At 71.7% G+C, this 17,855-nt stretch carries 17 protein-coding genes and 1 pseudogene; 12 read left to right on the forward strand and 6 right to left on the reverse strand.

Translation table 11 applies throughout. The features are described 5' to 3' along the window. Nucleotides 1-72 precede the first annotated feature (72 nt). Complete coding sequence (gene sodN / locus ACX9I7_RS28540; protein ID WP_126916000.1) at nucleotides 73-468, forward strand: superoxide dismutase, Ni; 396 nt, start codon at nucleotides 73-75, stop codon at nucleotides 466-468. Between the two features lie 109 nt (nucleotides 469-577). Here the strand turns inward: sodN and ACX9I7_RS28545 are convergent, their stop codons facing one another. After that, nucleotides 578-1,720: a methyltransferase gene (locus ACX9I7_RS28545; RefSeq protein ID WP_459388950.1), complete on the reverse strand. Its 1,143-nt coding sequence runs from the start codon at nucleotides 1,718-1,720 to the stop codon at nucleotides 578-580. 161 nt (nucleotides 1,721-1,881) lie between these two features. Between ACX9I7_RS28545 and ACX9I7_RS28550 the strand changes: the two genes are divergently transcribed. The 3 genes from ACX9I7_RS28550 (at nucleotide 1,882) to ACX9I7_RS28560 (ending at nucleotide 4,044) form a co-directional block, all read left to right on the forward strand. Beyond that, the gene (locus tag ACX9I7_RS28550; RefSeq protein WP_459388951.1) at nucleotides 1,882-2,586 is read left to right on the forward strand and encodes a VC0807 family protein; all 705 of its coding nucleotides are present in this window, start codon (nucleotides 1,882-1,884) and stop codon (nucleotides 2,584-2,586) included. Nucleotides 2,587-2,665: 79 nt separating this feature from the next. Further along, nucleotides 2,666-3,322 carry a DUF3592 domain-containing protein gene (locus tag ACX9I7_RS28555; protein WP_164737837.1) on the forward strand — a complete coding sequence of 219 codons (657 nt, stop codon included), beginning with the start codon at nucleotides 2,666-2,668 and terminating at the stop codon, nucleotides 3,320-3,322. Nucleotides 3,323-3,417: 95 nt separating this feature from the next. Continuing rightward, the gene (locus ACX9I7_RS28560) at nucleotides 3,418-4,044 is read left to right on the forward strand and encodes an HAD family acid phosphatase (RefSeq protein WP_387566344.1); all 627 of its coding nucleotides are present in this window, start codon (nucleotides 3,418-3,420) and stop codon (nucleotides 4,042-4,044) included. 16 nt (nucleotides 4,045-4,060) lie between these two features. Here ACX9I7_RS28560 and ACX9I7_RS28565 read toward each other — a convergent pair whose 3' ends face one another. Next, nucleotides 4,061-4,321, reverse strand: coding sequence for a GlsB/YeaQ/YmgE family stress response membrane protein (locus tag ACX9I7_RS28565; protein WP_126915997.1), 261 nt, complete (start codon nucleotides 4,319-4,321; stop codon nucleotides 4,061-4,063). 150 nt (nucleotides 4,322-4,471) lie between these two features. Between ACX9I7_RS28565 and ACX9I7_RS28570 the strand changes: the two genes are divergently transcribed. Together ACX9I7_RS28570 and mgtA are read left to right on the forward strand one after the other, a co-directional pair. After that, nucleotides 4,472-4,879 carry an ArsR/SmtB family transcription factor gene (locus ACX9I7_RS28570; RefSeq protein WP_358626915.1) on the forward strand — a complete coding sequence of 136 codons (408 nt, stop codon included), beginning with the start codon at nucleotides 4,472-4,474 and terminating at the stop codon, nucleotides 4,877-4,879. After that, nucleotides 4,863-7,472 carry a magnesium-translocating P-type ATPase gene (mgtA, locus tag ACX9I7_RS28575; protein ID WP_459388952.1) on the forward strand — a complete coding sequence of 870 codons (2,610 nt, stop codon included), beginning with the start codon at nucleotides 4,863-4,865 and terminating at the stop codon, nucleotides 7,470-7,472. Before ACX9I7_RS28570 ends, mgtA begins: the two co-directional genes overlap by 17 nt. Before the next feature lie 58 nt (nucleotides 7,473-7,530). Here the strand turns inward: mgtA and ACX9I7_RS28580 are convergent, their stop codons facing one another. Then, on the reverse strand, nucleotides 7,531-8,910 hold the full coding sequence (locus ACX9I7_RS28580) for a hypothetical protein (RefSeq protein WP_459388953.1): 1,380 nt from the start codon (nucleotides 8,908-8,910) through the stop codon (nucleotides 7,531-7,533). Between the two features lie 127 nt (nucleotides 8,911-9,037). After that, nucleotides 9,038-10,516, reverse strand: a complete 1,479-nt coding sequence (locus tag ACX9I7_RS28585) for an LCP family protein (RefSeq protein WP_387566354.1) — start codon at nucleotides 10,514-10,516, stop codon at nucleotides 9,038-9,040. 168 nt (nucleotides 10,517-10,684) lie between these two features. Here ACX9I7_RS28585 and tatA point away from each other — a divergent pair, with 168 nt between their 5' ends. From tatA to ACX9I7_RS28600, 3 genes are all read left to right on the forward strand, one after another. Beyond that, entirely contained in the window at nucleotides 10,685-10,954 is a 270-nt protein-coding gene (gene tatA / locus ACX9I7_RS28590; RefSeq protein WP_459388954.1) for a Sec-independent protein translocase subunit TatA, read from the forward strand. A gap of 96 nt (nucleotides 10,955-11,050) precedes the next feature. Next, nucleotides 11,051-12,406 (forward strand): alkaline phosphatase, encoded by a 1,356-nt coding sequence (locus ACX9I7_RS28595; RefSeq protein WP_459388955.1) that lies wholly within the window; start codon nucleotides 11,051-11,053, stop codon nucleotides 12,404-12,406. A 172-nt stretch (nucleotides 12,407-12,578) separates the two neighbouring features. Then, nucleotides 12,579-13,517 carry a beta-ketoacyl-ACP synthase III gene (locus tag ACX9I7_RS28600; protein ID WP_459388956.1) on the forward strand — a complete coding sequence of 313 codons (939 nt, stop codon included), beginning with the start codon at nucleotides 12,579-12,581 and terminating at the stop codon, nucleotides 13,515-13,517. 12 nt (nucleotides 13,518-13,529) lie between these two features. On the opposite strand, the gene ACX9I7_RS28605 is transcribed toward ACX9I7_RS28600, so the two are convergent. Continuing rightward, entirely contained in the window at nucleotides 13,530-13,754 is a 225-nt protein-coding gene (locus ACX9I7_RS28605; protein ID WP_387566366.1) for a hypothetical protein, read from the reverse strand. Between the two features lie 97 nt (nucleotides 13,755-13,851). Beyond that, a complete protein-coding gene (locus tag ACX9I7_RS28610; RefSeq protein ID WP_126915988.1) occupies nucleotides 13,852-14,763 on the reverse strand; it encodes a glutaminase in 912 nt (303 codons plus the stop codon). Nucleotides 14,764-14,826: 63 nt separating this feature from the next. Between ACX9I7_RS28610 and ACX9I7_RS28615 the strand changes: the two are divergent. From ACX9I7_RS28615 to ACX9I7_RS28625, 3 genes and pseudogenes are all read left to right on the forward strand, one after another. Beyond that, a pseudogene (locus ACX9I7_RS28615) lies at nucleotides 14,827-14,997 on the forward strand (1-aminocyclopropane-1-carboxylate deaminase); the annotation flags it as partial. A gap of 76 nt (nucleotides 14,998-15,073) precedes the next feature. Next, entirely contained in the window at nucleotides 15,074-16,642 is a 1,569-nt protein-coding gene (locus tag ACX9I7_RS28620; protein ID WP_459388957.1) for a recombinase family protein, read from the forward strand. Nucleotides 16,643-17,055: 413 nt separating this feature from the next. Next, nucleotides 17,056-17,346 carry an HNH endonuclease gene (locus ACX9I7_RS28625; protein ID WP_459388958.1) on the forward strand — a complete coding sequence of 97 codons (291 nt, stop codon included), beginning with the start codon at nucleotides 17,056-17,058 and terminating at the stop codon, nucleotides 17,344-17,346. The last annotated feature ends 509 nt before the right edge of the window (nucleotides 17,347-17,855 follow it).

Consider the following 17,855-nt stretch of genomic DNA (forward strand, 5'->3'; position numbering starts at 1 on the left):
GGCCCCCGAGAAAAGCCTTCCCGCACCGAGTAATCTCGCACCTGAGAAGACGATCACGAGGAAGGACAGCACATGCTCTCCCGCCTGTTCGCCCCCAAGGTGAAGGTCAGCGCCCACTGCGACCTCCCCTGCGGTGTGTACGACCCGGCCCAGGCCCGCATCGAGGCCGAGTCGGTCAAGGCCGTCCAGGAGAAGTACCAGGCCAACGAGGACGCGGCGTTCCGCGCCCGCGCGATCCTCATCAAGGAGCAGCGCGCCGAGCTGGCCAAGCACCACGTCTCGGTGCTCTGGAGCGACTATTTCAAGGCCCCGCACTTCGAGAAGTACCCCCAGCTGCACCAGCTGGTCAACGACACGCTGAAGGCCCTGAGCGCCGCGAAGGCGTCCACGGACCCGAAGACGGGTGAGAAGGCGCTGGAGCTCATCGCCGAGATCGACCGCATCTTCTGGGAGACGAAGAAGGCCTGACGCCTTCTTCCTCCCGCCATGCGCGCCGAGGGGCGCCACCGGTTCCCGACCGGGGGCGCCCCTTCGGTGTGTGCGGGCCGTGAACCGCCGTACGCCGCAGGCGCTGTGCTCAGCGCGGTCCCAGGCGCCAGAGCGAGGTGACCTCGGCGGCTCGGGCGGCGTGCAGAGGGTCGTCCGGGTCGCTCGCCCGTGAGTGCCGAGGCGCGATGTCCAGTCGGCCCAGGACCTGGAGCCCGGAGCGGTCGATGAGCTCCAGCAGGTCCTCGCGGGTCCGCAGGCCGAGGTGCTCGGCGAGGTCCGAGAGGATCAGCCAGCCCTCGCCTCCCGGCTCCAGGTGCCGGGGCAGCAGCCGGAGGAACTCGCGCAGCATGCGGCCACCGGGGTCGTACACCGCCGATTCCAGCGCGGAGGTGGGCTTGGCCGGCAGCCACGGCGGGTTGCACACCACGAGCGAGGCGCGGCCCTCCGCGGGGAACAGGTCCGCCTCGACCACCCGTACCCGGTCGGCCAGGCCCAGCCGGGCGATGTTGTCCTCCGCGCAGGCCAGGGCGCGCGGGTTCTGGTCCGTGGCGACGACGCTGCCGACACCGCGCCGGGCGAGCACCGCCGCGAGGACGCCCGAGCCCGTACCGATGTCGAACGCCACCGACCGCGCGGGGTCCCCGGGCGGCAGGGGCGCCTGCGCCACCAGGTCGACGTACTCCCCGCGCACCGGGGAGAAGACGCCGTAGTACGGGTGGATCCTCGCGCCGAGGGCGGGCACCTCGACGCCCTTGCGCCGCCACTCGTGCGCTCCGACCATGCCCAGCAGGGACACCAGCGAGCAGACGAACGGCCGGTCGAGAGGGCAGCCGGCCCCGGCGCAGGCCTCGCGGACGTCCGGGGCGCGCCGCAGGTCGGCCACGGCGCCCTCGTCCAGCCGGATCAGGAGGCTGCCGAGGACGCGGGCGCGCAGCGCGCGGGCCTGGCGGTGCTGGTTGAAGGCGATGGCGGGGTCGTCCGCGAACCGGCGTCGCTTGCGGTCGGCCCGGCGCCCCATCGCCGACAGCAGCTGGCGGGCGTTCTGGAAGTCACCGGTCCACAGGATCGCGGTGCCTTCGGAGGCCATGCGGTAGGCGGTGTCCGCCTTGAGCCGGTCGTCGGCGACGACGACGGTGCGCGGCGGCGGGGCGGCGTTCTCCGCGTACCACAGCGCGGAGTGGGCGAGACCCTCGGCGTCAGTCCAGGTGATCTCGTGCTCAACGTTCGTCATCAGGCCCTGTTTTCCCCTCGCCACCGACCGATCCACCCTACCTGAGCTGCCCTGACGTGCCGGGTCGGCGGACGGTCCGTGCCTCGCGCTGACAAAAGTCACGGCCGCTTGAGGACGCTTCGCTCTGCTGCCGGAGTGGGCCCTCCCGTGAGTCTGTACCCATGCAGACACTCACCCCCGCCCCCACGACAGAGACCGCGCCCGCCGGGGAGGGCCGGGCGCTGGCGCAGAGCCTGACGCCGCTGGTCGTGGACGCCGTGGTGCCCATGGCCGGGTACTACGTCCTGACCGGCGGTTTCGGCATGGGCACCGTCGCCGCTCTCGCCTGGACGAGCGTCCTCCCGGCGGCGCGCTCGCTCTGGTCGGTCGTCAAGGACCGTCGGCTCAACGCGCTCGCCACCCTGATGCTCGTCGTCAACGCCATCGGCCTGGCGATGAGCGCTGTCACGGGCGACGCCCGGCTGATGCTCGCCAAGGACAGCGCCGGCAGCGGGATGATCGGCGCGGCCGTGCTGGTCTCCGTGCTCGCCGGGCGTCCGATGATGACCGCGGGTCTCAAGCCGTGGATCACCAAGGGCGGCAACCTCGCGAAGACCGCCGCGTGGGAGCGGCTCTCGCGTGAATCCGCGCGCTTCCGCCGCGCCGAGCGCCGCTTCTCCCTCGTGTGGGGCACCGCCCTGCTGGCCGAGTCGGTCTCCCGGGTGGTCGCGGCGTACACCCTGCCCGCGCACACGGTGGTGTGGCTGGGCAACGTGCTCGCGGGGGCGGCGGTGGTCCTCGCGATCGTGATGACGGGATGGCTGGCCGTGGACCCGATGGAGAAGATGGTGGCGGCGGAGGCCGAAAAAGGGCACGAGGTTCCGTAGGAAGCCCTCGGCTTAATCGATGGCCTGGACCAATTCCGGCCGATTGGATGATCGAAAACATCCAATCGACGAGGGATCCATGCGCGACGTGTTCTTCCTGGCCCTGCCGGGGTTGCTGGCTGCCGGCGGCATCGCCGGAATGGTGTGGGCCGTGGTGCGGATGCGGCGGCTGAACGCCGCCTGGCGCGGCGGGGTCACGGCCGAGGGGGTGTGCGTCAGCGCGTATGTGGTCACCACGAGCCGGGGGCACGGGCACGGGAACATCGGCGGGTCGAGTCACAGCACGTGGCACCACGTCTACGAATTCACCACCCCGGAAGGGGAGGTGCGGCGGTTCGAGGAAGGCGGCGGGCCGCGCACGGTGGTGGGCGGGGACCGGGTTGTCGTCCGCTATCCGCAGGGGCGGCCCGACCGGGCCACGGCCATTCCGCCCGGCGAGCGGAACAAGACCCTCTTCGCCACGGGCTGTCTGCTCGCCTTCCTGACGGTCTTCGTCCTGGGGGCGCTCTCGTTCATCGGCTTCTATCTGACGGTCTTCCGGCCGGTGGCGGACACGGTGGAGGACCGGGTCAGGGACACGGTCCGTCATGTCCGGGAGAGCCCGGAGCCCGGACCGCCCGGCGGGACCCCGACCGGAGCCCCGACCGGATTCCCCCCGGGCTTCCCCACGGGATTCCCGACCGGCGTTCCCGGCGACTGGCCGAGCGACATGCCGCCGCCCCCGCCCCTGCGGTAACCACAGTCCTGACAGGGCAACGGTGCATCCCCGCGACGCGTGCCGTTCAGGCGCGCGTCGCCGCCCCGCCACCGGCCGTCGTGAGCATGCCACGCATGAGCGAAACGATCACGGCCCGCCGAGCCGCCGCGACCGTCGTGGCCGCCGCCGCGCTGGCCATGGCGGGTACGGCCGCCACCCCCGCCGAGGCGGCCACCGCGCGGACGTCCGGCACCGCCGGCCTCAAGGGCATCGACCACGACGCGTGGATCCGCGACGTCCGGGCGGTCGTCGACCGGGCCGAGCCCTACGTCGCCGAGCGCGCCGCGCACGCGGACGGGCGGAAGCAGGCCGTCGTCCTGGACATCGACAACACCTCGCTGGAGACGGACTTCCACTGGGCCACCGTGCCCACGCCCGCCGTCGCGCCCGTCCTGGAGCTCGCGCGCTTCGCGCACGAGCGCGGGGCGGCCGTCTTCTTCGTCACCGCGCGCCCCGGCGTGCTCACCCCGGCCACCGAGTGGAACCTGCGCAAGGTCGGCTACCCGGTCGACGGCCTGTACGTGCGGCACCTCCCGGACCTCTTCCAGGACGTGAGCACGTACAAGACCGCCAAGCGGGCGGAGATCGAGGCCAAGGGCTACACGATCGTCGCCAACATCGGGAACAACACCACCGACCTCGTCGGCGGGCACGCGGAGCGGACCTTCAAGCTGCCGGACTACGACGGCAAGCTCTCCTGAATCACCATGGGTACTCTCAGCGCCGCTTCCGGCGGTCGTACCAGGCGATACCCAGGGCCGCCAGGACGATCTGGACCACCCAGACGAGCCAGGTGATGCCCTTGGTGTCGTAGAGACCGAGCGGATGAGAGATGAGGGCGCCCACGAAGGCCGCCACGATGCCGATGACGACCGTCATCACGACGCCCACGTGCTGACGGCCCGGAACGACCAGCCGGCCCAGGACACCGATGAACGCGCCGATCACGATCGCACTGACGATTCCCGAGATTTCCATGACCTCCCCCTTGTGACCGGTTCCTGTCGATACACCCTGCCCATCCCGCGACGGGTGCATGTCGGACCGCCCACCCGGCGCGATGCCTAGACTGGGGGCCTTCCGGGCGTGCGCACCGCCGCGGGACATCACGGGGATGGGAGAGCGACAGTGACGGCAGGCGTCGGGAGCTTCGGGAGTCTCGAAGGGTCCCTCGACGGCACATGCGACCCGTCGGCCGAGGTGCTGGCCGAGGCGGCCGCCGCCTTCGGTCTGCTCGCCTCCTCCGCCCGGCTGCACCTGGTCTGGGCGCTGGCCCAGGGCGAGAGCGACGTCAGCGGGCTGGCCGAGCGGGTCGGCGGCGCGCTGCCCGCCATCAGCCAGCACCTGGCGAAACTGAAGCTCGCCGGCCTGGTGCGCTCCCGGCGCGAGGGCCGCCGGGTCGTCTACCTGGTGGACGACCCCGACGTGGTGACCATCGTCCGGCTCATGGTCGGCCAGCTCGCCGACCGCAGGGCCGAGACCGCCGACACCGGGGTGAACGCCGGCGCCGGACGCCTCCGTGGCCTGGGCGCCTGAGGCCCGTACGGCCCCCGGCCGGGACACGGGCGGCACCTCGCTGGAGGTGCTGCGCGCCCTGGAGAGCGGGCCCCGAGGGCTGACCGAGGCCGAGGCCGACGCACGCCTCGCGCGCCACGGCGAGAACGTCTTCCCCGGCCGCCGCCCGGCCTCCTGGCCGCGCCGCTTCGCGCGCAGCCTGCGCGACCCCTTCACCGCCGTCCTGCTCTTCCTCGGCCTGGTCTCCTCGGTCATGGCCTCCTGGGGCACGGCCTGCGTCATCGCCGTCCTGGTCACGGTCAGCTGCGTGCTGCGGGCGACCGGCGAGCACCGCGCCGACCGCTCGGCGGCCGGCCTGCGCGAGCTGGTCGCCACCACCGCCACCGTCCGCCGCCGGGCCACCGAGTCCGCGCCCCCGGCCACCCGGGAACTGCCCGTCGAACAGCTCGTCCCGGGCGACCTGGTCCTCCTCGGCCCCGGCGACCTCGTCCCCGCCGACCTGCGCCTGCTGCGCGCCACGGGGCTGACCGTCCACGAGGCGGCGCTGACGGGCGAGTCGGCGCCGGCCGACAAGTCCGCCCCGGGCGCCACCACCGCGACCGCGCCGGGCCACCTGTGCCTCCAGGGCAGCAGCGTCGTCTCGGGCACCGGCAGCGGCGTCGTCGTCGCCACCGGACGCGACACCGTCCTCTCCGGCGCCCTCCCGGCCGACGGCCCGGACACGGGCCCCGGACCCGGCGGGCGCGGTCGCCTCCCCCGTCCCTTCGACCGGTCGGTCAACGGCATCGCCTGGACCCTCATCCGGTTCATGCTGCTCACCGCGCCCCTCGTCCTCCTCGCCGACGCCCTCGTGCGCGGCCGGGGGCTCGCGACCCTGCCGTTCGCCGTCGCCGTCGCCGTCGGGCTGACGCCCGAGATGCTGCCCGTGATCGTCACCTCCGCGCTGGCACGCGGCGCCGCGCTGCTCGCCCGCGACGGCGAGGTGATAGTCCGCCGGCTGCCCGCCCTCCACGACCTGGGCGCGGTCGACGTGCTGTGCGTGGACAAGACCGGCACCCTCACCGAGGACCGGCCCGTCCTCGCCCTCGCCGAGGACGCCGCCGGCCACGCCGACCGGGACGTCCTGCGCTGGGCCGCCGTCAACGCCCTGTGGACCCTCCACCTGGCCGAGCTGCCCGTGCCCGACGCCCTCGACGAGGCCGTCCTCGAAGCCGACGCCACGGACGTGCTCGCACACGGCGACGAACCCCCGTTCGCCCTCTTCGAGGGCGTCGACGCGCTGCCCTGCGGACCCGGCCGCCGGCTGTCCACCGCCGTCGTCCGCCTCCCCGGCGACCCCCGCTTCGCCCTCGCCGGCACCCACACGCTCGTCGTCAAGGGCGCCCCCGAGGACGTCCTGGACCGCTGCGCCCTCGACCCCGCCGAACGGGCCCGGCTCACCCGCCGCGCGGACGACCTGGCCGCCGAGGGCCTGCGCGTCCTGGCCGTCGCCCGCGCCGAGCGCCCCGCGCGCGACCGCCCGTACACCGAGGCCGACGAGCGCGACCTGACCTTCACCGGCTTCGTGGGCCTCGCCGACGCCCCCGCGCCCACCGCCGCCGAGGCCCTCGCCGCCCTCGCCCGGAACGGCGTCACCGTCAAGGTCCTCACCGGCGACCACCCGGGCACCGCCGCCCGGGTCTGCCGCGAACTGGGGCTGGACCCCGGCACCCCCGTCACGGGCGAGCGCATCGACGAACTCGACGACGCGCGGCTCGCCCGCCTCGCCGCCGGCACCACCGTCTTCGCCCGCTGCGCCCCCGCCCACAAGGCCCGCGTCGTCCGCGCCCTGCGCGGCGCGGGGCACGCCACGGGCTTCCTCGGCGACGGCGTCAACGACCTGGCCGCCCTCCACGCCGCCGACGTCGGCGTCTGCCCGCGCGACGGCGTGGACGTGGCCCGGGAGGCGGCCGACGTCGTCCTCGCCTCGAAGGACCTCACCTCCCTCGACCGGGCCATCGTCGCCGGCCGGGGCGCCACCGCGAACATCTCCGCCTATCTGCGGATCACCCTGTCGTCGAACTTCGGCAACGTGATCGCGATGCTGGTGGCCGGGCTGATGCTGCCGTTCCTGCCGATGCTGCCGGCGCAGGTGCTCGTCCAGAACCTCTTCTTCGACGCGGCCCAGCTCGCCCTCGCCTTCGACCGCCAGGACGACCGCGCCCACACCCGCCCGGCGGTGCTGCGCCCCCGCGCCCTGCTCCGCTTCGTGACCGGCTTCGGCCTGCTCAACGCCACGGCCGACCTCGCGACGTTCGCGGTGCTCGCGCTGGCGGTGCGGTCGCTGGGGGCGGAGGCGGGGCAGGACGCGTTCCACGCGGGCTGGTTCACGGAGAACCTGCTGACGCAGGCGATGGTGATGGCGCTGCTGCGGTCGGGACGACTGCGGGCGCCGCGGCCCGTGCGGGCGGCTGTCGCGGGGCTGGCGATCGTCGGCCTGTTGCTGCCGCTGTCGCCGCTGGGGGCGATGCTGTCCATGTCACCGTTGCCGACGCTCTATTACGGGCTGCTGGCGTTGGTTCTGGCGGTGTACGGCGGGGTGTTGTGGGTGGCCCGGTCACGCGCCCGCGCGTGACCGGGGGTTCCAGGGGGCGGAGCCCCCTGGGAAACGGTGAAAGGGCGGGGACGGGGTCTCACCAGCCCCCGCCACCGAAGTCGCCCCCGCCGCCTCCGAAGTCCCCGCCGCCTCCCCCGTCGCCCCATCCTCCCCCGCCGCCGAAATCATCCGGGTTGAAGTCGGCGCCGGTGTCGTCCCCGCCCTCCGGGCCGGAGTAGTCGGAGCCGGGGGCCGCGTAGGCCGGGCCGGTCATCAGCCCGCCCAGCATCGTCCCCACCAGCAGCCCCGGCAGCAGGCCGCCCCCGAAGTAGCCGCCCGCCCAGGGGCCGTACGCGGGGCCCGCGTTCCAGTACGGCTGGGGACCGGCCTCGGTCTGGACCTGGCGGGTCATGGGCTCCTGGCCGTCCGCGAGCCGCGCCGTGTCCGCCGCGCAGGCCGGGACGGTGCGGAGCGCGCCGCCGGGCGGCGCCCACTGGACGTCCTGGACGGACGGCCCGTGGCGCGGGTCGAAGAAGCAGGGCAGCCGGCGCTCCGGCAGCGGCGCCCCCGCGCGGCGCGCGGCCAGCGTCGCCAGGGCGAAGCGGCCGTTGTCGAGGGTCTCGGTGACCCCTTGGACCTCCTCCGGCCTCCCCGCCGCCGCCATCCGGGACTTGGCGTCCTCGTACGCGTCCAGCGCCCGCGCGTAGTCCGCGCGCATCTCGTCCGTGGCGCCCGCCTCGGAGGGCGAGAAGTCCAGCCGGTCGAGCTCCTCGCCGAACGCGGTGATGTCCTCGTCGACGACCACGCGCAGCTTGTCCAGCTCGGCGCGCTCGCGCTCCTCGCGCCTGCGCTTGTTGCGCCGGTAGAGGGCGTACGCCCCGGCGCCGCCCGCGACGACGACCGCGCCGCCGGTGATCAGGCCCGTGGCGCCGATGCCCTTGGTGCCGCCGCCCCAGGAGCCGGGGGCGTGGCCCCTGGCCGTCCGCTCGGCCTGGTCGACGAAGGCGTTCAGCTGCGTCTTCGCGTCGCCGCCGGACCGCTGGACGGACCCGACGAGGTTGCTCACGGCGTTGCGGGAGACCACCGAGCGGTCGGCGGCCGCGTTGAACTTGTCGCCGAGGTGGACGGCGTAGACGCCCGCGATCCCGACCTTGGTGCGCAGGTCGCGCAGCACCGTGCTCTGCGGGAACTCGGGGGCGTTGGGCAGCACGGCGACGAAGACCGGCTTGTCCGCGTCCTTGATCTTCTTCGCCAGGGCCTCGGCGTCGGCGGCGGGCAGTTGTGCCGCGGCCCTGGGGTCGACGTAGACGGGGCCCTTGCGCAGCGCCTGGGCCGCGGCGTCCAGGCCGGTGTCGGCGGCGTGCGCGGCGGGAGCGTACAGCAGCGCGCCGGCGCAGGTCAGCAGGGCTGCGATCAAGGGGACGAGCCAGGTCCGGAACGGCCTGGCGGGCACCCGGGGGACAGCGACGGCGGACATGGCATGGCTCCTCGGCGTCTTCACGGTCTACTGTGCACCTAACACCAAAACGGATCAATCAGGCATATCGTTTCCCCTGTGTCTCGGCCGTCTCGTCTCAGCTCGTCTCAGCTCGTCTCAGCTCGTCTCAGCCGTAGGAGAGGTTGGCACAGGGGTCGTCGTCGGCCGAGCGGGCGCCACCGGGGGCCCCGGACGGAGATGAGGGACCGGACGGAGACGAGGACGCCGACGGCGCGGGCGTGGCCGAAGGCGCCTCCGCGTAGTCCCGCCCGAGCGTGATCACGACACCGCTGATGTCGGCGCCGCGCACGAACGCCCCCGGGAAGAGCCGGGCGACGGTCCGCGCGTCGCCCGCCGCGCCCGGCCCGAACTCGATCACCGTGCCCGTCGCGTCCTGCGAGCCGGCCGTGGCGGTGTCCGTGACGTCGAAGCCGCTGCTCTTGAGAGAGGCGGCGGCGCGGGCGGCGAGCCCGTCCACGGTGGTGCCGTTGCGGACGGAGACCTTCACCCCGGCGCCGGAGACGGACTCCGAGGGCGAGGGGCCACCCCCGGCCCCCTTCCGGCCCGCGCCCTTCCCGCCCGCGTCCTTGCCGTCGATCGTCCGGTCCGCCCGGATCGAGGCCCACAGGGCGTCCGCGTCGGGCTGGACGACCGCCACGCGGTTGCCGTCGTAGCGCCAGGGCAGGGTCATGAACTTCATGTCGTGGAGGTCGATGTTCTTCAGGGACATCGCGAACGACAGCATCTTGTCGGCCGAGCCCAGCCCCGGGTCCACGGTCATCGACTTGGTGGCCGCGTCGGCGAGCGGGAGCAGGGTGCCGGGTTTGAAGCCCTGGGAGCGGACCTTCTTGATCATCGAGGAGAGGAAGGCCTGCTGCCGCTGGATGCGCCCTATGTCGGAGCCGTCGCCGATGCCGTGCCGCACCCGTACGTAGTCCAGCGCCTTCTGTCCGGAGACGGTCTGCCGGCCCTGGTGGAAGAGGAGTTCGCCGCGCGAGCCGAGGTTGGGGTTGAGGTCGCCCCGGTAGACGTCCTTGGGGACGCACACGTCGACGCCGCCCACGGCGGACGTCATCGCGGAGAAGCCCGCGAAGTCGACGACGACCGTGTGGTCGACGCGCAGCCCGGTGAGGCGCTCGACGGTGTTCTGGGTGCAGGCGGGGTTGCCCTTGGGCGAGCCGCCCACGGTGAAGGCGGAGTTGAACATCACATGCTGCTGCTCGGCCGTCCAACTGCCGTCGGGAAGCAGGCAGGGCGGGATGTCCACGAGGGTGTCCCGGGGGATGGAGACGGCCACGGCGTGCTCGCCGTCGCCGTAGACGTGCAGCAGGAAGGCGGTGTCCGAGCGACCGACGTCGCCCTCGCCGCCCCCCAGCCCGGCATTGTCGCCGGCCCGTGAATCGGAGCCGATCACCAGGACGTTCCGGCCGGACGCCCCCGCGCCGGGACGGTTCTTGGACAGGCCGTCGGCGTCGAACGTGCTGATGTTGCCGTCGATCCGCAGGTACACCCATCCGGCGCCGGCGACGAGCAGCAGGAGGAACGACACCGCGGCCACGGTGACGACCCGCACCCGACGCTTCGGCCTGCCTCGCGCGCCCGTCATGTCCGTACCCTCATCGCTCCCCCGGTTCGTGCCGTTCTGCCCGGTAGGACGGGCTGTCACGAACTTTGGTTGTCCAGTTGCGCAATCTAGCAAGTATTGTGTGGACAGCCATCAGGTCAGAACGTCACAAGAGTCGGTAGAGATCGGTAGAGAGGCGGTGGAGCCGTCATGCTGCGGAACGCACTGGAGCCCTGGCATCTCCTCGTGGTCGTGCTCGTCATGGTCGTCCTGTTCGGGTCGAAGAAACTGCCTGAAACGGCACGGGCCCTCGGTAAATCCATGCGCATTCTCAAGAGCGAGACGAAGGCGATGAAGGACGACGCTGCCGAAGCGCCCGTCCCCGCCTCCGCCACCGCTCCCGCCGCCACCTCCGCGGCCCCGTCCGCCACCCCCGCCCCCCACGTCGCACAGGGAAGCGCCGTCGACAGCGCCCGGTGACCTCCAGGTCACCTGTACGACCCTTGCGGTACACCCGCCCCTGGTGTCCTTCGTGCGTCCGAGCATCCCGCCCGGACCTCCAGGAAGGAATATCCCATGGGTTCTCGTCCGTACCGACGCCGTCTCGTGTGGGGCGCCGCCGCGCTGCTCGTCGCCGGGATCGCGGTGCCCGCCGCGGCCTCGGCGGCCGAGCACCACGGCTCGTCGGACGTCTCGAGCCGCACCCCGAAGAACGCCAAGAACGTCATCCTGCTGATCGGTGACGGCATGGGCGACTCGGAGATCACCCTGGCCCGCGACTACACCGTGGGGGCGGGCGGCCGGCTCGACATGGACAAGTTCCCGATGACGGGCGCCTACACGACGTACTCCGTCGACAAGGACGGCAAGCCCGACTACGTCACCGACTCGGCCGCCAGCGGCACCGGCTGGGCGACCGGCCGCAAGACGGTCAACGGCCGGATATCCAAGACGCCCGGCACCGACAAGCCGATGACCACCATCCTGGAGCTGGCCCAGCGCAACGGCCTGGCCACCGGCAGCGTCACCACCGCCGAGCTGACCGACGCCACCCCGGCCGTCCTCGCCTCGCACGCCACCGACCGCAGCTGCCAGGGCCCGGCCGACATGAAGGCCTGCCCGAACGACACGATCGCCAAGGGTGGCCCGGGCTCGATCGCCGAGCAGAGCGTCAACCACAAGGTCGACGTCCTCCTGGGCGGCGGTAGGAACCGCTTCGACCAGAAGATCACCGAGGGCCGCTACCAGGGCCTGACCGTCGCCCAGCAGGCCGAGAAGCTGGGCTACCAGATCGTGACCGACGCCAAGGGCCTGTCCGCGGCGAAGTCCGGCAAGCCCGTCCTCGGCCTCTTCGCCCCCGGCAACGTCCCCGTCGAGTGGACGGGCAAGAACGCCGCCGTCGGCGGCACCGCCGCCCAGCGCTGTGTGACGAGCAACCCCGAGCGCAAGGCCGGCACCCCGGACCTGGAGAGCCAGACCCGCAAGGCGCTGGAGCTGCTGAACACCGGCAAGGGCAAGAAGAACGGCTTCTTCCTCCAGGTCGAGGGCGCCTCCATCGACAAGCGCGACCACGCCGCCGACCCCTGCGGCCAGATCGGCGAGACCGCCGCCTTCGACCGCGCGGTCAAGGCCGCCCGCGAGTACGCCGCCAAGCACCCCGACACCCTGGTCGTCACCACCGCCGACCACGGCCACAGCAGCCAGATCGTGCCGCTGGAGGCCAACCCGCCCGGCCTGTCCTCGACCCTGGTCACCAACGAGGGCCGGCAGCTGAAGGTGAACTACTCCACCAACACGCCGGGCCAGTCCCAGGAGCACACCGGCACCGAGGTCCGGATCGCCGCCCAGGGCCCGCAGTCCCAGCGCGTCCTCGGCGTCACCGACCAGACCGAGCTGTTCACGACGATCCGCACGGCGCTGTCGCTGCGCTGACCCACCGTCCGGTGACCGACCCGTAGGGTCAGGGCCCGGCCGCCCCGGCGGGCGGGCCCTGTGCGTTTCTCACCACTTACCCGCCGGAACATTGGCGGATCGCGTACCCCTCCGCCGCCGTGCGGCGTTGAAACTGGGAGATCCCGATTCCGCGCCCGCAGGAGGAACGCCGATGACCGGGTCCCGCGTACTGGCCCTCGGCCACTACCAGCCGGCCAGGGTGCTCACCAACGACGAGCTGGCCGCCATGGTCGACACCAGCGACGAGTGGATCCGCACCCGCGTCGGCATCCGCACCCGCCGGGTCGCCGAGCCCAGCGAGACGGTCGCCGACATGGCCGTCCAGGCCGCCGCCAAGGCCCTGGCCAACAGCGGGCTGGCCCCCGCCGACATCGATCTCGTCCTCGTCGCGACCTGCACGGCCGTCGACCGCAGCCCCAACACGGCCGCCCGCGTCGCCGCCGCGCTGGGCCTGCCCTCCCCGGCCGTCATGGACATCAACGTCGTCTGCGCCGGCTTCACCCACGCCCTCGCCACCGCCGACCACGCCATCCGCGCCGGGTCGGCGACGAACGCGCTGGTCGTCGGCGTGGAGAAGTTCACGGACGTCGCGGACTGGACCGACCGCACCACCTGCGTCCTGGTCGGCGACGGCGCCGGCGCGGCCGTGGTCACGGCCTCGGCCGAGCCGGAGATCGGCCCGGTCGTCTGGGGCTCGGTGCCGGAGATGGGCCACGCCGTACGGATCGAGGGCACGCCGTCGCGCTTCGCGCAGGAGGGCCAGAGCGTCTACCGCTGGGCCACGACGCAGCTGCCGCCGATCGCCCGCACGGTCTGCGAGCGGGCCGGGATCGCCCCGGAGGAGCTGGCGGCGGTCGTCCTCCACCAGGCGAACCTGCGCATCATCGAGCCGGTGGCCCGGAAGCTGGGCGCGGTGAACGCGATCGTCGCCAGCGACGTCACCGAGTCCGGCAACACGTCGGCGGCGAGCATCCCGCTGGCGCTGTCGAAGCTCGTGGCCTCCGGCCGGGTGGCGCCCGGCGCGCCGATCCTGCTGTTCGGCTTCGGCGGCAACCTGTCGTACGCGGGCCAGGTCATCCGCTGCCCGTAGGGGTACGGGCTCTCAGGGCTGCTCACGCAGGTACAGCGCCCCGCAGGAGTGGCACATCGGCACGTCCGGGCGGCCCCAGTCGTCCGTCGACCGCGCGGCGGCGGCGTGCTCCAGCTCCCGTCCGCACATCGCGGTCGTCGCGCCGTCCTCCCGGACCACGTGCCAGATCTTGATCTCCGCCCGGGGGTCGGCGGCGGCCCTGCCGTCGATGTACTCGGCCCGCAGCTCATGCTCCATGGCACCCACGATGCCCGGCGAGGCGCCACCCCGCGAGTCAGCCCCATCCCCCGGGGGCAACCCCCGGACCCCCGGCCGCCACCGGGGGCACCCCGCGTCAGAAGACGGACCACCCGGTAAGAGTCGTGAAGTGGTCCAGCGCCGCGACGCCCGCGACCGAGTTCCCCCGGGCGTCGAGCCCCGGGCTCCACACACACAGCGTGCAGCGTCCCGGTATCACCGCGACGATGCCGCCGCCCACACCGCTCTTGCCCGGCAGACCCACACGGTAGGCGAAGTCGCCGGCCGCGTCGTACGTGCCGCACGTCAGCATCACGGCGTTGATCTGCTTGGCCTCGCGGCGCGGCAGCAGCCGCGTCCCGTCGGCCCGCAGCCCGTGCCGGGCCAGGAAGCCGCTCGCCAGCGCCAGGTCCCGGCAGCTCATCTCGACGGAGCACTGCCAGAAGTAGTGCTCCAGAACGGTCGGCACGGGGTTGTCGAGATTGCCGTAGCTGGCCATGAAATGGGCCAGCGCCGCGTTGCGGTCGCCGTGCTCGGACTCGGACCTGGCCACCGCCGCGTCGAAGGAGACGTCCGGGTTGCCGCTCTCCGCCCGCAGGAACTCCAGCATCGTCGTGCTGGCGTCCCCGGTCAGCGTCTGCAGCCGGTCGGTGACGACCAGCGCACCGGCGTTGATGAACGGATTGCGCGGGATGCCGTGCTCGTACTCGAGCTGCACCAGCGAGTTGAAGGGGTTGCCGGAGGGCTCGGTGCCCACCCGCTCCCAGATCCGGTCGCCGCCCTCCGCCAGCACCAGCGCGAGGCTGAACGCCTTGGAGATGGACTGCACCGAGAAGGGCCGCTCCCAGTCCCCCACGCCGTACACCTGGCCGTCGACATCCGCGACGGCGATGCCGAACTGTCCGGTGTCCACCTCGGCGAGGGCGGGGATGTAGTCGGCTACCTGCCCGCGACCGATCAGCGGCCGGGCGAATTCGGCGACTTCTTCAAGGACGGCCTGGTAGTCCAATGGTGCTCTGCGCTTTCCTGGCGGTGTCACCGACGTCGTCGTCGGCGACCGCAAGAGTACAAAATGGACTGCGTGACCAGCGACAATCCCCCCGCCACGGCCGGTCTCGCGGCGCTGCGGCCGTGCCTGCCCTCCCCGCTCACGGAGCTCGCGGACGACCGATTCGCCGAGCGGGGCCTGCGGCTGCTGCTCAAGCGGGACGACCTGATACACCCGGACCTGCCCAGGAGTAAACCCACTGGTGTTTGCGGGTCTGACCTGGGGAATTAATCGGTTTGGCCCGCGATCACCCCGATTTAGGGTGGCTCTCATGGGCAGAACGACCGACCCGGCCAAACTGTGTGACCTGTACCTCAGGCGCAGCACCTTGCAGGACGACAAGGACACGCTGAGGGCGCATGAGCGTGATCTCAGGGAGCGGGCACAGCGCGAGGGGCTGACCGTCCGGGAGGTGTGGACGGACGAGGTGTCCGCTTTCAAGGCGGGCGTGGCGCGCGAGAACTTCGACAAGGCCATTGCCGCCGTGGTCGCTGGCGAAGTCCGTCACCTCCTGGTCTGGAAACTCGACCGACTGAGCCGCCGGGGCATGCGGCAGGTGGGTGATGTCCTCGATACCTTCGAGAGCCGGAGCGCCCGCTTGGTCGCGCACATGGACGGGCTGGACAGCTCCGTACCGCAGCACCGGGGGCTGTTCGCGTGGCTGGCTGAGCAGGCGCGCGCCGAGTCGTACAACACCAGCGTGAGGACCAGGGCGACCAAGGCGGAGAAGAAGCGCCAGGGCGCGTGGCCGGGTGGACAGCCGCCCTACGGTCTGCGCGTGCGGAAGGGGAAGAAGGCGACGGAGCGCCACCCCAAGGAGTACGAGACGGCACGCCGCATAGCCGACATGCTGTTGGCCGGGGAATCCGCCAGCATCGTCGCCGAGAAGCTCAACGCGGACGGACTGACGACTCGGCGGGGCGGAAAGTGGCGGTCGTCCACGATCACGCAGCTTGCTCACTCCCCCGCATGGGCGGGCCTGATGCCCGTGCACGACCGGTACACGGACGACAAGGGACGAGAGCGTTGGCGAGCGACGCAAGAGCCCCTGATGGGCGAGGACGGGCACCCCGTGCGCGTCGGGGAGGGAGTCATAACCGTGGGCGAGCGAGCTCGAATACAGGCCGCCCTGAGACTGCGTACGTCTGAGTCCATGGCGAACGGTCGCCGGGGCAAGCCTGCTGCTCAGTCGTTGCTCTCTGGCCTGCTGAAGTGCGGACGCTGCGGCGGCAACATGACCAAGGGCGGGCCTCAGTACCGCTGCTATCGGCGTGTGAACATGGGCACGACCGTATGCAAGGGCATGTCGGTCCTGGTGGACGCTGCGGACGATGCCATGGCGTACGCATTTGTCACGCGTGTGACGGCACTGCCGGATGACGACGACCTGTTGATAGACCTTGCCGTCCGTTGGCTGGCCGTGGAGGACCCGGAGAAGGATGCCCGGCGCACGGAACTCACACTTGCGATAGACGACACTCAGGCCCGCGTGGACGCCCTTGACGAAGCCCACTTCGTGCAGGGGCGATTCAAAGGACCCAAAGGACAGCAGCGCTACGGCCACTTGCGCGACGCGATCACCTCGCAGCTTGACACGCTGGAGGCGGAGTTGGCCGAACTGACTCAGGCGATCGATATCACGATCCTGCGCGACGGCGAGATGATGCGATACGCGTGGGAGGCCGCCGATCAAGAGCGTGCCCGGATGCTGCTCCGCGTCGTGATGCACTCCGTGACGCTGCTCCCCTCGCGCGGACAGGGCTGTAAAGACCCGGTCCTGACGCGCTTTCGCTTCCACTGGGTGGGTGAGGACCCGGAGCCGGTAGAGACAGCGCCCTAAGCCCCCTTGACGCCCTTCCGAGGGCCCGATACGGCCCGTCGCTGGGGATATCCCTGGTGGCGGGCCGTTCGTGCGTTCTAGGGTGCTGCAGCATCTGAGGATTCACTCTCATGCCTGCACGCGGTCACACAGCGCTCCCTCGGGCCCCGCCGACTCTGAGCTTGGGCCGAGACTGCCCTACAGCGGGCCGAGCGGTGCTGGAGTGACGGTTTACACCACTTTTTTAGAACACATAGAAAAAATACAAAGAAAGAGAGAACGGCGTCTCAAACAACACCCCATCACCCTTGGCCGCTACGGGAAACCTTCGCTCTCCCGTCCGTAATGAGAGAGCGCCAACACCAAAACGAAGCGACCCCAGGCAAGGTTTGCTCTCCACTACAGCCCGGGAGAGAGGCCAGTTCACCCGCCCGATGCGGCGGCGAGCTGCCCTGCTCCCCACTGATCACGGAAGAGGGACCCAAACCACCGAACATACGGCGGCCGTACGGCATGACGCTGCTGCACGGCTCCGCTGGCGACTCCGTGAACGGGGGCATGGCTGGTGTGACTGGTGTCTGGGTGACTTCCCCGCGGACGTGGTCGACGTGGACCATGTGCGGCCGTTGGCGCTGGGTGGTGAGGACGTTGACGGGAACGTTCAAGTGCTGTGCCGCGAGTGCCACGGGCTGAAGACGCTCACAGAGTTCGGCACCCCCACCTAGCGGCTCGTCCACCAGGCGGCCCCGGTGCCAGTAGCCGCAGCTATGGCGGTGATTAGCCATACGGGGATGCGCTCGACGATCACATGGAGCCCTCCACAGCGGAGCTCGAACTGAGGGTGTCGCCTGATGCTGGTCTTGGAGGTCATGCCGACAGTCCACCACCTATTCGTAGGCAGGCATTTGCCGCACCGTCACAGGGAGCCGCATCTTTCGGCTTGCCAGTTCGGATGCCTGTCATGCCCTTCGGCGTACTGACCAGGCCGTATGGCGCTGTCGGCATGCCCATACCCGTGTGCGGGTCGCCATTGAAGGGGGCGCCGAACTTGCCGTGGGCGTGCAGCTTGACGCCCCCCATGCCGAAACAGCCCCACCCCTTGTTCGGAGGTACCCCCATGCCGCGTAGACCCCGCCCCCCTTGCTCGATCCCCGGGTGTCCTGAGCTGACCCGTGCTGGTGGTCGCTGTGAGCGTCACGAACGGGAGGCCAACAAGCTGCGCGGGACGACCATG

The organism is Streptomyces sp. L500 (assembly GCF_054551825.1).